Below are 13,571 nucleotides of genomic sequence, written 5' to 3'. Positions count from 1 at the left end.
GTGCATCACGGGACCATCCACGACAGCACCGGGGTGGCTTGCAACCCCGACAGGATGCACATCAGCAACAGGAAGCCCAGACTCCACAGCACGACCCGGCGGAAGATGTCGCCTTCCTTGCCGTCGAGGCCGACGGCCGCTGCCGCGATGGCAAGGTTTTGCGGCGAGATCATCTTGCCCAGCACGCCGCCGGAACTGTTCGACGCGGCCATCAGAACGTCAGACAGCCCAGCCTGATTCGCCGCTGTCACCTGCAGTGCCCCGAAGAGGGAGTTGGCGGACGTGTCGGAGCCGGTGACGGCGACCCCGAGCCACCCGAGGATGGGGGACAGGATTGCGAATGCTCCACCCGCCGCGGCCATCCAGGTGCCGAGGGTGATCGTCTGCCCGGACAGGTTCATCACGAAGGCGAGTGCCAGCACCGTCATGACCGTGACGATCGCCCAGCGGAGCTGATGCAGTGTCACCCCGTAGGCCTTGAGTGCCCGTGACGCGGAAAGCTTCAACGCGACCATTGTGAGGATGCCTGCGACGAGCATCTGGGTGCCAGGAGTGGTGAGCAGATTCAGGCTGAATTTGGTGAGTGACAACGACTCGCCTTCCGGGTCGACGACGTCGAGGCCCGGCCAGTCGAAGGCGAACGTCGCCTTGTCGAGCAGGCTTTTCACCACGGATATCTGACACACGACGAAGACCGCGATGATAATCGCGTACGGCGCATACGCCCGGATGACATCGGCACGCGAATCGTGACGGTTGTCGCCGTTCTCGACCCGCTGGGCGAAATCGGCGGAAGGTTCGTCGGCAGCGCCGCCCGCGACGGGCGCGGGCTGTTCGGTATAGGCGTGCTTTGGCCGCCAGACTCGCACCAACGCCACCACCGCGGCGGCGGAAGCCAGCGATGCGACCACATCGGCCAACGGCACGGACAGGAAGTTCGAGGTCGCGTACTGGGCCACCGCAAAGACGACGCCGCAGACCACGGCCGCCGGCCAGGTCTCCCGGACGCCGCGCCAGCCGTCGACGATGGCGACAAGAGCCAGCGGTACGAGCAGCGCCAGGATCGGGGTCTGCCGACCCACCATTGCGCCGAGCGTGTCGACGGGCAGCTCGGTGACTTTGCCCAACGTGATGATCGGCGTCGCCATGGCGCCGAACGCAACGGGGGCGGTGTTGGCGACCAACGCGAGCACGGCCGCCTTCAGCGGCTTGAAGCCGAGCGCCATCAGCATCACCGAGGTCACCGCGACCGGGGTGCCGAACCCGGCCAACGCCTCGATCAGCGCGCCGAACGAGAACGCGATGATGATGGCCTGGATTCGCTGGTCGTCACTCACCTGACTGAATGATCGTCGCAACACGTCGAAATGCCCGGTTTCCACGGTCATCTGGTACACCCAGATCGCGTTGATGACGATCCACAGAATCGGGAAGAAACCGAACGCGGCGCCCTCGGTGCCTGCCAGCAGGGTCTGGCCGACCGGCATTCCGTAGACCACGACGGCGATCACGATGCTGACGGCCAGCGATATCAGCGACGCCACCCACGCCGTCATCTTCAACGCGCCGAGCATCACAAAAAGCAGCAGGAGCGGTAGCGCCGCGATCACCGCACTCCAGGCGAGCGAGCCGGCGACCGGATCAAGAATTTGCTGGTACATGACTTTCCTCGAGTTGTGCCGCGCGTCACATCTCCTTCGGGTACCCCGGGTCGGCCGGATGTGAAACGCCGCAACGGGAATCCCCGTCGTTCAACGGCCGAGAGCTCGCCGAGCGGGTTATAGTCGCGCCGTGATCAGCGGGGATCCGCTGGCGGGACGCGACGGCGAGCTCTCAACTATTCGTCGCGCGCTCAGCGGGGGCAGCAAGAATTCCGGCGTCGTGATCGTGGGGGCCGCGGGCGTCGGAAAGACCCGGCTCGCACGCGAAGTCCTCGCGCGCGCCGAGAACGCGGGTGAGCGCACGAACTGGATCGTCGGCACGGAATCGGCGAGGGCGCTTCCGCTGGGCGCCTTCACCGCATTGATCAGCGATCCGATTGCCGACCCCATGCCCAATGTGCGGCACGTGATCAATTCCTTTGTCGCTCAACAACGTCAGGGCCGGATTTTGCTCGGCGTCGACGACGCGCACCTGCTCGACGGACTGTCCGCACACGTCGTTCATCAACTTGCCCACAGTCGTGGCGCCCGCCTCCTGGTGACGTTGCGCGCGGGCACGAAACCGCCGGATGCCATCACCGCCCTGTGGAAGGACGGCCTGCTCACCCGCCTGGACCTGGAGCCGCTGACCGTCGACGCCACCCGCGCGATGATCGAAACCGCCGTCGGTGGTGTCGTGGACGCCCGCAGTGCGCGCCGCTTCTGGAAGCTCACGGGCGGAAACGCGCTGTTCGGCCACCAACTCGTCAAGGACCAAGTGGCCGCGGGACGGATGCGGATGGTGGCCGGTGTCTGGATGTGGGACGGCGACGTCGCGGTATCGCAAAGCATCAGCGACATGGTCGGCAGGCGACTGCACGAACTTGATCCGGACGTGGCCCTCGTCGTCGACACCCTGTCGCAATGCGAACCACTCGCCGTCGACGTGCTGTGTGATCTGGTGGGACGGGGTGACATCGAATGCGCCGAACAGCTGCACCTGATCACCATCGAGCGCTCCGGTGGTCAACTGACTGCCCGCCTGGCGCATCCGCTGTACGGCGAACTCCGGCGGGCCGCCGCGGGCGAAATGTACCTGTCGAAGATCCGCGGCCGGTTGGCGCTACGGCTCGCCCAGGATGCGGACGCAGACTCCCAGGCCATCGTGCGCCGGGCCTTGCTGGCGCTGGAGTCCGATCTGCCCACCGATCCGCAACTGTGCCTTCAGGCCGCGCAATATGCGATGACGTTGCTGGACCTCGACCTGGCCGATCGATTCGCCACCGCGGCAGCGTCGGCAGGAGCGCCCGATGCTCTCGCGGTGCGGGCGATGAACCTGCTGCTTCTCGGGCGAGGCCCCCAGACCGAGGAGGTCTTGAGCGCAATCGGCGATGACGGCGGCGAAGGGGCATACCAGTGGGCCACCCTGCGGGCCGCCAACCTGATCTGGATGCTGGGCCGGTGCAACGACGCCGCCGCTCTGCTGGATGAGTTGGCCGCCCGCGGTCCGGAATCGCCGGCCGAGACGGCTGCGCGGACGGCCGTGGAAGCTTGCGTCGATGCGGTCTCCGCCCGCTGTGACTCCGCAGTGGAAAAGGCCGTGGCCGCACTGGAATCCGGCTTACTTTCGGATTTCCATGCGATGCTGGCGTCGGTCGCGTTGACCATGGCCCTGGGCGCCCTGGGCCGGGGGGACGAACTCAGCACTGTGGCGCAGGTCGCTCTCGACCGTTCCATCACGTCATTCCAGGCGTCTCACATGCGCTTCTGGTTCGGCAGTGTCTACGCCCGGGCGTGCCGGCTGACCGGCAGGACCGACGAATGTGTGGCCATGGTTGCGCGCCTTGCCGACTCGGCACGTGAGGCTCCGAGCCTGGCCTACGCGAACCTCGCCTCGCTGATGGGTGTCGCCGACCTGATGCGTGGCGATGTCAGGGGCGCAGTGAGACTCCTGCATGAGGCGCTCGCCGGTGTCGAAAGACACAGTGTCAGAACCGGTCTGCGACCTGCCACCTGCTTTCTGCTCGCCGAGGCGCACGCGAAGCTCGGCGAGGCGCAGCCCGCCAAGGACGCGATCGCCGAGGCGCAGTCCTGCGTCCCGCCCGACTACCTGTTCATGCAGACTGCGCTGAGCATCGCCACGGGGTGGTCGCTTGCCGCCAATGGGTGCGTCAACGAGGCCATCACCACCGTGCAGTCGGCCGGGGCAGCGGCGCGCGACCGTAATCAACCGACTCACGAACTGGCATGTCTACAGGTGGCTGCGCAGTGGGGCGACGTCGCCGGTGCGGGGCGTGCCCGCGAGCTCGCTGACGAGCTGGACCTGCCATTGGCCAAAGCCGTTGCCCGGCATACGGAATCGTTGGCCACCAACGACGGCGAAGGCCTACTGCTGGCGTCGAGCAACTATCAGGCTATCGGTGACCGTGCGGCCGCCGCCGATGTCGCCGCGCAGGCGGCGGTGGCCTTCACGGCGGGCCAACAACGTAAGCGCGGTCTTTATGCCGCCGCGGTGGCCAAGGAACTCAGCGATGCGTGCGGCGGCCTGTGCACACCGGCGTTGCGCAGCCCGGCCAGCCAGCCCTTGACCGGTCGTCAGCGTGAGATCGTCGAACTCGTCCTGACAGGCCTGACCAACCGTCAAATCGCCGACCGGCTGGTGATGTCCGTCCGCAGCGTCGAGGGTCACGTGTACCGCGCCTGTCAACGGGTCGGGGCGAGCTCCCGTGAGGAACTGGCGAGCATCGCTCGGGCGGGGCCCGCCGCGACACGCTAGAACTCTGGCCGAACGTTCTGCTCAGGCTGACGCTTCGGCGGGCGGCGGGCGATCAAGGTCCCGCAGCCCGGGCATGAAGATCGCCCCCACGCCGAGCAGCAGCATCGGCAGAGACAGTGCCAGGAAGGTCACATGGAGGCCGGCGGTGTCGGCGAGCGGGCCCGCCACGATCAATCCCAACGGGCCTGCGGCGTAGGCAAGCGAGCCCATCACCCCGACGACCCGGCCGCGCAGGTGCTTTGGGGCCCGCGTCTGCATGACGTAGTTGTAGATCGGCGCGATCGGCCCGTACACGAGTCCGACCACGGCGCACAGCACGAGAATCATCGGCAACGGGGGTAGGAACGCGATCACGGTCATCGCCACGCCGAGCGTGAGAACCGCGGTCAGCATGGTTGTGCGGCGGCTCATGTACTTCGACAGCACCGCATACCCGAGCGCGCCGATCAGACCGCCGATACTCAACGCCATCAACACCCAACCGAGCTGCGCGGGCTCATTGCGATCCGTGAAATATTTGGGGAATAGCACCGATTCCATCGGCATGTAGAGCCCGGTGGCGGCCAGGTCCACGAACGCCAATGCTCGCAGCACCGGGTTGTGCCAGACGAACTTCAGTCCCTCGACGATGCCCGCCCAGACGTTCTCGGGCAGCGAGTCTTTGTCGGGTTTTCCGGTGCCTTCCAACCTCAGCACGCTGATCGAGATGATCGACAAGACGAACGCCGTCGCCGTCACCCACATGGTGTTGATGCCCCCGAGCGTGGCGATCAGCAGTCCGCCGATACCCGGGCCGACGATGTAGGCCAGATTGAAGATCGCCTCGTAGACGCTGTTGGCGTGGTCCAGCGTCCAGCCCGCGCGACCGGCCGCCTCCGGCAACATGGTCTCGCGGGCGGTCATACCTGCCGGATCGAATAAGGCGCCGAGAGCGGCGAGGGTGGCCAGCACCGCAACGTTGATGACGTCGACCCCGTAGATCAGTGCCAGCACAGGCACCGCCGCCACCGACAACGCGGACAACGTGTCGGAGATCATCGAAACTCGCCTGCGCCCGAGATAGTCCACTGCGGCGCCCGCGATCAGGGTGGCCGCAAGCAGCGGCAGGGTCCCCGCCATCGCCACAACCGATGCTTCAATGGCAGAGCCGTTGCGCTGCAATACAAGCCATGGGAATGCGACGATCGAGATGCCGTTGCCGGCGCCGGCCATCAGCGCGGAGAACAGGATGAGGTAGAGCGGGCCGCGCTTGCTTTTCGTCATGGTGATCCCGAGGAATCTAGCAGCGGTGGGGGCCGCTCGGCACGCCATATTGCCCCGCATGCACAGTGTTCATGTGAAGCTGGCCCATCCGCGTACCGGAGCACTGTTCGACTCGCCGGTACCGCCGGGTGTCGGGTGGCCCGGTGACGTGGCCACGTCCTCGACCGTTGTCGCGGCAACGCCGACGCAGGTGAGACGGCTGGCCCGTGCGGTGACGGCGCTCGAACAGCTGGAGGCCGAAGTGTCGGTGTGCCGAGCTTGTCCCCGGCTGGTGCAGTGGCGTGAAGACGTCGCCGTCGTCAAGCGCAAGTCCTACGCAGACCAGCCGTATTGGGGACGCCCGATCCCCGGGTGGGGTTCACAGCGACCGACGGTGATGATCGTGGGACTTGCGCCTGCGGCGCACGGGGGTAATCGCACCGGCAGGGTCTTCACCGGCGATCGCTCCGGGGACTTCCTCTTCGCCGGGCTACATCGCGCAGGGCTGGCGAACCAGGCGCTCTGTGTCGACGCCGCGGACGGGTTGGCGCTCAACGACACTCGTGTGCTCGCCGCTGTGCGCTGCGCGCCGCCTGCCAACGCGCCGACCCCGGCGGAGCGGGCCGCGTGCGCGCCGTGGCTCGATGCTGAGTGGCGACTTACGCATTCGTCCGTGCGGGTGATCATCGCGCTCGGCGGGTTCGGGTGGCGGGCGGCGCTCGACATGGTGCGCAACGCCGGCGGGGCCGTCGGATCGCCGGCACCGAAGTTCGGGCACGGTGCGCTGGCCGACCTCGGCGAGGTCACGCTCGTCGGCTGCTTCCACCCCAGCCAGCAGAACACGTTCACCGGGAGGCTTACTCCGCAGATGCTCGACGATGTGTTCGAGCAGGCTAAGGCTCTAGCAGCCGTCGAATAGCTGCGAATTGGGCGTCGGCAAGCGAACCGTGCTCGGCGGGCGGAATCTCGTCGTAGTGGGCCACCGTCCACTCGTCGAACACCTGGATCACCCCCAAGGCCAGGGGAACCTGCAACGCCTCTGGCAGGTCGTCCCGCACCGCTCCCGACGCCCGACCCACCAGCAGGAGTTCTTCGACCCAGGCGCGCACCGCGGCCAGGGTGTCGCTCACGGTGCCCTGCTCCGTCGACGGCGACTGGCTGTAAAACATCCGGCCCAGGGTGAGGAACCACTCGTGGGTTTGTGAGGCGACGACGAGATCGGCGAAGAACCGCTCGAGCCGTGGCCAGAACATGCACCCCGCGAATTCCTCCGGCTTCGGAATTGAGATCGTCCCGGCGGCACTATCCAACAGTTCGCGAACCACGAATTCGAAAAGGTCGGCCTTGGAGTTCAGGACGTAGTAGAACGAGCTCTTGCTCATGCCGCAGCCGTCGATGATGCGGTTGAGAGAGGCGTTTCCGTAGCCTTCAGACGCGAATTCGGCCGCTGCGATCTCGACGAGCCGACGTCTCCTATCAAGGTCCATTCGCCGGAGCCGACCCGTGTTCACGCGACCATGTTAGCAAGTGGACCACCTAGTTCACAGAATGGTAGATTGGCGGATATGTTCATTCCGGCAACCGTCGAAAAGCAATATGAGCAGGCCAAGGCTGACGATCTGAAGGTGTTGGTCGTCGGGGCGGGCATCGCCGGTGTCACGGCTGCGCAACTGCTGCGCCGGGGCGGGCGTCACCCGGTGGTCATCGAGCGGACCGGCGACGCCTCCGCCGCCGGTTACATGCTCGCCCTGATGCCGATGGTCGACGCGGCGATCGAAGACCTCGCCGTCGGGGACCGATACCGCGCGTCCAGCGTGGCACTGCAGCGTTACGCCGTGCACGGTCACACGGGCCGTCTGCTGCGCGAGGATTCGATGGCAGAAATCATGGCCAGCTTCGGGGATTACCGCGGCATCGCACGCGGCGAACTGCTCGACGTACTCTCGGCGGACGGATGTCCCGTCGCGTTCGACTCGACGGTCACCGAGATACGAGAAACTCCACGCGGCGTGGAGGCGCGCGTCGCGACTGCCGATGTGGCACAACGACTCGACTTCGATCTCATCGTCATTGCCGACGGAATGCATTCCACGACCCGTGAATTGGTGCCGGCATACCGGCCCGCGGGGATCACCGACACCAAGTGGGGTGGCTGGGTGGTGTGGGCCCGGTCGAAAGACGCGGAACATGCCGAAGTCGAAACCGATCTGGGCGAAGAGGTCTGGGGCGACGGATTTTTCATCGGGATGTATCCCGTCGCCGGGGCCTTGGGCATATTTCTCGGCGGCCCACGGGCCGACACTATTGCGGGGCCCGGTCCGTTCACCGAGCGGATCCGCGCAAGGCTCGCGACGATCAACCCGCGGATCGCCGGCGCACTGACGGCGGTGGCGGAAGACGCAAACCCGTACTACTGGTCGCTCACCGATTGCCGCGCGCCGGCATGGACAACCGGGCACACCGTGTTGCTGGGTGATGCGGCCGCGGGTTTCCTGCCCACCGCGGGTGTGGGTGCGGGCATGGCGATGGAGTCAGCGTGGGTGCTCGCCCGCATGTTGCGTCATGCGGACCGGGCGGGTCTTTCCCGTCTGCTGCGAGCCTTCGAACAAGGTCAACGTCCACGCGTGGAGGCGGCCCAGGACAATTCGCGCCAGTTGGCGAAGGTGATGTTTCGCCGCAGCCGAACCCTGGCTTGGGCCCGCGAGTTGGCGATGCGGTTCATGAGTGTCGAGCGGGCACTACGGCCCATTCAGCGGCTACTGGGGAATCAACCGGACCCGGATGCGCTTGTCCGGGAACGTGCCGGCGCCACGCAGCGTTGATGGTGCAATGCAGCTTTCCGTTCTAGACCTCGTCCCGGTGCGCACCGACCAGTCCACGTCGGATGCCCTCGCGGCATCGACCCACCTGGCGCAGACCGCTGACCGGCTCGGTTACACCCGCTACTGGATCGCCGAGCACCACAACATGCCGTCGGTCGCGGCGACCAGCCCCCCGGTGGTCATCGCCCATCTGGCCGCGCACACCACCCGGCTGCGGCTCGGCTCAGGTGGCGTCATGTTGCCCAATCATGCGCCGCTGGCCGTCGCCGAGCAGTTCGCGCTCTTGGAGGCCGCGCACCCGGGACGTATCGACCTCGGCATCGGCCGGGCGCCGGGTTCCGACCCGGTCACGTCGATGGCACTGCGCGGTGCCGCCGGACGTGACGATCGGGACATCGAGGCGTTTCCGGAGTATCTCGATGATGTCGTCGCCCTGATGGGTGCGCGCGGTGTCCGGGTGCCGATCCCGAACCAGCACTATGTCCTCAAGGCGACGCCGGCCGCGGTGACGGAGCCGAAGCTCTGGCTCCTGGGATCGTCGATGTACTCGGCGCACCTGGCCGCCGCGAAGGGTCTGCCGTATGTGTTCGCGCACCACTTCTCGGGCCAGGGCACAGCCGAGGCGCTGGCCGTTTACCGGTCGGAATTCCGGCCCAGCGAGCTGGCGCCAGAACCGCTGACGTTCCTCACCGTCAACGCGGTGGTGGCTGAAACGCATGACGAGGCAATAGCTCTGGCGCTGCCCAACCTGCAGATGATGGCGCGCCTTCGGACCGGTCAGCCGCTTGGTGCCCTCGACCTCGTCGAGGATGCCCAGTCCGCGGTGATCAGCCCGCAGGCACAGCACATCGCCGAAGCCGTCCTGAGTCGTACCGTGGTCGGATCACCGACGGAGGCGGCCGAGCAGATGCGTGCACTGGCCGAGGAGTTCGATGTCGACGAGGTCATGGTCAACCCGGCCGCGTCAGCACGCCGCGGAACCGACCCCGCGACCGCCCCTGCGCGGGACAAGACGCTGGAGCTGCTGTCCAAGGAGCTGTTCTAGTCAGGCTTTCGGCGTGAGCGCGATGACGGTGATCGGCCGCGTCGTCTTCTTCTGATAGGCCGTGTAGCGGCCGCTGTTGTTCTCGTCGGCGATCCGGAAGAGTCTGGCGTAGTCGGCATCTTCTGGTCCCACGATCCGCGCTGTGACCGGAAACCGCTTGGGTCCCACGTTGATCTCGACCTCTGGTTGCGCCTTCAGATTGTGATACCAGGCCGGATACCGTTTCGCGCCCGCGTTGGACGCGACGATCAGATAGGACTCGCCGTCCTTGGCGTAGGTCAGCGAGTTCGTTCTTGCCGCACCCGTTTTCGCTCCGACCGAGCGCAGCAACAGGTTCGGCGGAGCAAAGGGCAGGCGGTGACCGATCCAGCCGTTACTGGCCTGGTAGATCTTGTCGTGGACGCTCAGCATCTTCAGCGCCGCGCGCTGCATGCGTGAAGCCATGGGTCAATCCCTCTCGGCGGAGTCGAGTTTGGCAAGCGCTTCCCGTAGGAGGCGTCCGGATTCCTCCCGGTCCGGGTCGCGCCGTAGCAGCATGCCTTTCGCGAAGGACAGCTTGTCGCCGCTCTGCCTGGGCAGGACATGCAGGTGGATGTGGAACACGCTCTGGAAGGCGGCCTTGCCGTCGTTGATGACGATGTTGTTGCCGTCGGCGTGTAGGCCGGACTGCCGCGCCGCGCGCGCGATCCGCTGCCCAATGGTCACCATCGCGGCGACCGTCTCCGGCGGCGTATCGGTCAGGTCGACGGTGTGCCGCTTGGGGATGACCAGTGTGTGGCCCCGGGTGAAGGGGCGAATGTCCAGCAGTGCCAGATAGTCGTCCTCCTCATGGATCTTGATGGCAGGAGATTCGCCGGCGACGACAGCGCAGAACACACAGGCCATTCGGCCACGTTAGCCTGATCGACACGCCCGCAGTCGCCGGGTGCGCGGCGAGACGGAGGTATGACATGGACGATCGTGAACTCGCCTTCGCCGGCGCCGCGCAGCAGGCCCGCATGCTGGCGGACGGCACCATCACCGCGCCTGCGCTACTCGATGTGTATCTGAATCGCATCGCCCGCCTCGATCCCGAACTCCGGTCCTACCGCGTCGTCCTCGCCGACAGCGCTCGGGAGCAGGCGGTGGCCGCCCAGGCCCGCCTGGACGCGGGTGAGCGGGTGCCGCTGCTCGGTGTGCCGATCGCCATCAAGGACGACGTTGACATCGCTGGTGAGACCACGACGTATGGGACTGCGGCCCACGGCCCCGCTCGCACCGCCGACGCCGAGGTGATCGCGCGACTCCGCGAGGCGGGTGCCGTCTTCGTCGGCAAGACCGCGGTTCCCGAGATGACGTTGTGGTCGTTCGCAGAAACGGTCGCGTTCGGTGCTACGAGAAATCCGTGGAATACCGACTACACGCCCGGCGGCAGCAGCGCCGGCAGCGCCGCGTCCGTTGCCGCGGGTCTCGCGTCGATGGCGTTGGGGTCCGACGGCATGGGGTCGATCAGGATCCCGTCGACGTGGTGCGGGCTGTTCGGGATCAAGCCGCAGCGAGATCGGGTACCGCTGGCGCCCCATGACGACGCCTGGAACGGCCTGACCGTCAACGGCCCGATCGCGCGAACGGTCGAAGACGCCGCACTGTTTCTCGATGTGACGAGTGACGAGTCAGGTTTCGTCGCCGCTGCGGCGAAAGAGCCTGGCATGCTTCGGATTGCGGTCAGCACGAAGGTCCCGTTGGGAGTGGTGACGCGGGTGGGTGCCCAGCAGCGCGCGGCAGTGGAGGAGTCGGCAGCGCTGCTGCGGGATCTCGGGCATCAGGTTGTGCTGCGGGATCCCGACTATCCATCGACGGCGATAGCCCATGCATTGTCGCGGTACTTCCGTGGGGCGTACGACGACGTGCAGACTTTGCCTCACCCGGAGCGACTGGAAGCGCGTACCCGGGAGTTCGCCCGGATCGGTGGCTTGGTCTCCGATGAGCGAATGATTCGGATCAGGGCGGCAGAGCGTGAACTCGCCGAACGCGTTCAGTCGATCTACGACGATGTGGACGTCGTCCTCACTCCGGGCACTGCGTTGGGACCGTCGCGGATCGGCGCCTATCAGCGGCGCGGCGCAGTGTCGACGCTGACGTTGGTCGCCGCCCGGGTGCCGTTCCAGGCGGTGTTCAATGCGACGGGTCAGCCGGCCGCCGTCGTGCCATGGGGCCTTGACGGCAACGGCGTGCCGACAGCGATCCAGTTGGTGGGGCGGCCGTTTGACGAGGCGACACTGCTGTCACTGAGTGCCCAGATCGAGAAGGCGCGACCGTGGGCGGATCGCCGCCCGGCGGTGTCCTAGCGCCCTCAATTCTCCGCGACCGTGCGTGTCTGCGGACGACACGCCTAGAACTATCGCGACTTTACGCACGCTCGCGACGTTCGAGCGCCTCGCGCCAGGCGGTCAACTTCTCCTCGTAACGCATCGTCTGGGCGGGACTCGTCGACGGAAGCCGCCGATAGTGCACATCCGGAGCGGCCGGAGCGACACGGACGAGACGGTTGAAGTTCTTCTCCGCGGCCGCACCGTTGAATAGGACCCGCGTGATGCCCGGCTGTGCGATGAACAGCTCATCAAAGTCGTTTCCCACCATGCTGTCCGGCTCTACCGCCGAATCCAGACTGCCTGCGCGCCGACATGATTTCAGTACGTCCCACACCGCGATGCCGTTGGCGACAAGCGCCGCCGTCCGGTCGTGGTACGGATCGTCGGCGGCGAACCCGAAGAGCTCACCGGTGATCCGCCAGAACGCGTTGCGGGGATTGCCGTAGTACTGCTGGGACTGAACAGAGCGCACGCTGAGCATGTTGCCGAGGATCAAGGTGTGCGCCCCGTCGCCGACGATCGGCAGAAGCCCATGCACTTCTGGCGCGGTCATGGGCCGAATATCGCACGCTTGGGCGGTATACGTTGACGCGGTGGCCGAAGACTTCGACATCGAGGCGTCCGGGCTGCTCGACGGTCTCGACGGCAAGGCCAGGACCGAGCGCGCTGAACTCATCGAGTGGCTGTTGGGCGAAGACTTCACCGTCGACCAGATCCGGGCGTCGTTCATGCCGATGTTGCTCGCCGCTCGCCGAGTTCTGGGTGAGGACGGGACCTACGTGTCGGCCCGCGAGACCTGCGAGAAGACCGGCATCGACCTGGAGTTGCTCCAGCGCTTGCAACGCGCGATCGGCCTGCCGACCGTGGACGATCCCGATGCCGCCGTGCACTCGCGAGCGGACGCCGAAGCCGCGGCCTATGGGCAACACTTCATCGAACTCGGAATCGAACCCGATCAGCTCGTACAGATCACCCGGCTCCTGTCCGATGGCCTGTCGCGAGCGGCCGAAGTGATGCGTTACGCCGGGCTGGCTTCGATCCTCGATCCGAACGCGAGTGAGTTGACCATCGCGAGAAATTCGGAACTGCTCGTCGGGAAAGCAGCCCCACTGCTCGGTCCCATGATCCAGGAGATGTTACGACTACAGCTGCGACATCTGCTGGAAACCGAGGCTATCAGCGCATCTGAACTGGCCGAGGGCCAACGGCTTCCGGGCGCGCGCCTGGTGAGCATCGCCTTCGCCGACCTCGTCGGGTTCACGAGCCTCGGCGAAGTGGTGCCGCCAGAAGAACTGGAAGGACTCGCCCACCGTCTGACCGACCTCGCGCACGAGGTCGCGGTCCCGCCTGTGCGTTTCATCAAGACCATTGGCGACGAAGTCATGCTGGTCAGTCCCGATCCGGTGCTGCTGCTCGACGCTGTGATGAGGTTGGTCGACGCGACGGAGGGTGACGACGAGATCCCGCGCGTCCGCGCGGGTATGGCGACCGGGATGGCGGTCAGCCGGGCCGGTGACTGGTTCGGCAGGCCCGTGAATCTGGCCAGTCGAGTGACTGGTGCCGCCCGTGAGATATTGTCAAGACCTGTGGATGAGGTTGTTTCAGGCGACCTCGGTTTCGGTTGATTCGTCGCTCTCGGCGGGTGTGATGCCAACGGGCCGTTCGAGTAGCTTGCCTTTGTGGAACACCGCGCCG

Annotated in this window: 12 protein-coding genes; 6 read left to right on the top strand and 6 right to left on the bottom strand. The window is 66.2% G+C overall.

The window, feature by feature from the left end:
- Positions 1-5: 5 nt before the first annotated feature.
- The gene (locus CSQ99_RS04615; RefSeq protein WP_099037886.1) at positions 6-1,661 is read right to left on the bottom strand and encodes an L-lactate permease; all 1,656 of its coding nucleotides are present in this window, start codon (positions 1,659-1,661) and stop codon (positions 6-8) included.
- 130 nt (positions 1,662-1,791) lie between these two features.
- Between CSQ99_RS04615 and CSQ99_RS04610 the strand changes: the two genes are divergently transcribed.
- Positions 1,792-4,416: a helix-turn-helix transcriptional regulator gene (locus CSQ99_RS04610; RefSeq protein WP_099037885.1), complete on the top strand. Its 2,625-nt coding sequence runs from the start codon at positions 1,792-1,794 to the stop codon at positions 4,414-4,416.
- A 21-nt stretch (positions 4,417-4,437) separates the two neighbouring features.
- On the opposite strand, the gene tap is transcribed toward CSQ99_RS04610, so the two are convergent.
- Positions 4,438-5,679: a multidrug efflux MFS transporter Tap gene (tap, locus tag CSQ99_RS04605; RefSeq protein WP_099037884.1), complete on the bottom strand. Its 1,242-nt coding sequence runs from the start codon at positions 5,677-5,679 to the stop codon at positions 4,438-4,440.
- Positions 5,680-5,737: 58 nt separating this feature from the next.
- Between tap and CSQ99_RS04600 the strand changes: the two genes are divergently transcribed.
- Positions 5,738-6,577 (top strand): uracil-DNA glycosylase, encoded by an 840-nt coding sequence (locus tag CSQ99_RS04600; protein ID WP_099037883.1) that lies wholly within the window; start codon positions 5,738-5,740, stop codon positions 6,575-6,577.
- Here CSQ99_RS04600 and CSQ99_RS04595 read toward each other — a convergent pair.
- The gene (locus CSQ99_RS04595) at positions 6,552-7,169 is read right to left on the bottom strand and encodes a TetR/AcrR family transcriptional regulator (protein WP_218014576.1); all 618 of its coding nucleotides are present in this window, start codon (positions 7,167-7,169) and stop codon (positions 6,552-6,554) included. The two genes, CSQ99_RS04600 and CSQ99_RS04595, sit on opposite strands and share 26 nt — an antisense overlap.
- Positions 7,170-7,223: 54 nt before the next feature.
- On the opposite strand from CSQ99_RS04595, the gene CSQ99_RS04590 reads away from it, so the two are divergent.
- Together CSQ99_RS04590 and CSQ99_RS04585 are read left to right on the top strand one after the other, a co-directional pair.
- Complete coding sequence (locus tag CSQ99_RS04590) at positions 7,224-8,480, top strand: FAD-dependent oxidoreductase (protein WP_099037881.1); 1,257 nt, start codon at positions 7,224-7,226, stop codon at positions 8,478-8,480.
- 7 nt (positions 8,481-8,487) lie between these two features.
- Entirely contained in the window at positions 8,488-9,525 is a 1,038-nt protein-coding gene (locus tag CSQ99_RS04585; protein ID WP_099038081.1) for an LLM class flavin-dependent oxidoreductase, read from the top strand.
- On the opposite strand, the gene CSQ99_RS04580 is transcribed toward CSQ99_RS04585, so the two are convergent.
- Together CSQ99_RS04580 and CSQ99_RS04575 are read right to left on the bottom strand one after the other, a co-directional pair.
- Entirely contained in the window at positions 9,526-9,969 is a 444-nt protein-coding gene (locus CSQ99_RS04580; RefSeq protein ID WP_099037880.1) for a nitroreductase family deazaflavin-dependent oxidoreductase, read from the bottom strand. It abuts the gene before it with no gap.
- 3 nt (positions 9,970-9,972) lie between these two features.
- Positions 9,973-10,410, bottom strand: a complete 438-nt coding sequence (locus CSQ99_RS04575) for an HIT family protein (RefSeq protein WP_099037879.1) — start codon at positions 10,408-10,410, stop codon at positions 9,973-9,975.
- Positions 10,411-10,475: 65 nt separating this feature from the next.
- Here CSQ99_RS04575 and CSQ99_RS04570 point away from each other — a divergent pair, with 65 nt between their 5' ends.
- Positions 10,476-11,852 (top strand): amidase, encoded by a 1,377-nt coding sequence (locus CSQ99_RS04570; protein WP_099037878.1) that lies wholly within the window; start codon positions 10,476-10,478, stop codon positions 11,850-11,852.
- Between the two features lie 61 nt (positions 11,853-11,913).
- Here the strand turns inward: CSQ99_RS04570 and CSQ99_RS04565 are convergent, their stop codons facing one another.
- Entirely contained in the window at positions 11,914-12,429 is a 516-nt protein-coding gene (locus tag CSQ99_RS04565) for a DNA-deoxyinosine glycosylase (RefSeq protein ID WP_099037877.1), read from the bottom strand.
- 40 nt (positions 12,430-12,469) lie between these two features.
- On the opposite strand from CSQ99_RS04565, the gene CSQ99_RS04560 reads away from it, so the two are divergent.
- Complete coding sequence (locus CSQ99_RS04560; protein ID WP_099037876.1) at positions 12,470-13,501, top strand: adenylate cyclase regulatory domain-containing protein; 1,032 nt, start codon at positions 12,470-12,472, stop codon at positions 13,499-13,501.
- Positions 13,502-13,571: the final 70 nt, after the last annotated feature.

The sequence above is a fragment of the Mycobacterium neglectum genome (genome assembly GCF_002591975.1).
Lineage (GTDB): Bacteria > Actinomycetota > Actinomycetes > Mycobacteriales > Mycobacteriaceae > Mycobacterium > Mycobacterium neglectum.
Note: the sequence above shows the minus strand (reverse complement) of the source record. Positions and strands in the feature narration are given on the sequence as shown.

Excerpts from the sequence above, each read along its gene's own strand:
- CSQ99_RS04615 (WP_099037886.1), bottom strand. The coding sequence starts at position 1,661 with ATGTACCAGCAAATTCTTGATCCGGTCGCCGGCTCGCTCGCCTGGAGT.
- tap (WP_099037884.1), bottom strand. The coding sequence starts at position 5,679 with ATGACGAAAAGCAAGCGCGGCCCGCTCTACCTCATCCTGTTCTCCGCG.
- CSQ99_RS04600 (WP_099037883.1), top strand. The coding sequence starts at position 5,738 with ATGCACAGTGTTCATGTGAAGCTGGCCCATCCGCGTACCGGAGCACTG.
- CSQ99_RS04590 (WP_099037881.1), top strand. The coding sequence starts at position 7,224 with ATGTTCATTCCGGCAACCGTCGAAAAGCAATATGAGCAGGCCAAGGCT.
- CSQ99_RS04585 (WP_099038081.1), top strand. The coding sequence starts at position 8,488 with ATGCAGCTTTCCGTTCTAGACCTCGTCCCGGTGCGCACCGACCAGTCC.
- CSQ99_RS04580 (WP_099037880.1), bottom strand. The coding sequence starts at position 9,969 with ATGGCTTCACGCATGCAGCGCGCGGCGCTGAAGATGCTGAGCGTCCAC.
- CSQ99_RS04575 (WP_099037879.1), bottom strand. The coding sequence starts at position 10,410 with ATGGCCTGTGTGTTCTGCGCTGTCGTCGCCGGCGAATCTCCTGCCATC.
- CSQ99_RS04570 (WP_099037878.1), top strand. The coding sequence starts at position 10,476 with ATGGACGATCGTGAACTCGCCTTCGCCGGCGCCGCGCAGCAGGCCCGC.
- CSQ99_RS04565 (WP_099037877.1), bottom strand. The coding sequence starts at position 12,429 with ATGACCGCGCCAGAAGTGCATGGGCTTCTGCCGATCGTCGGCGACGGG.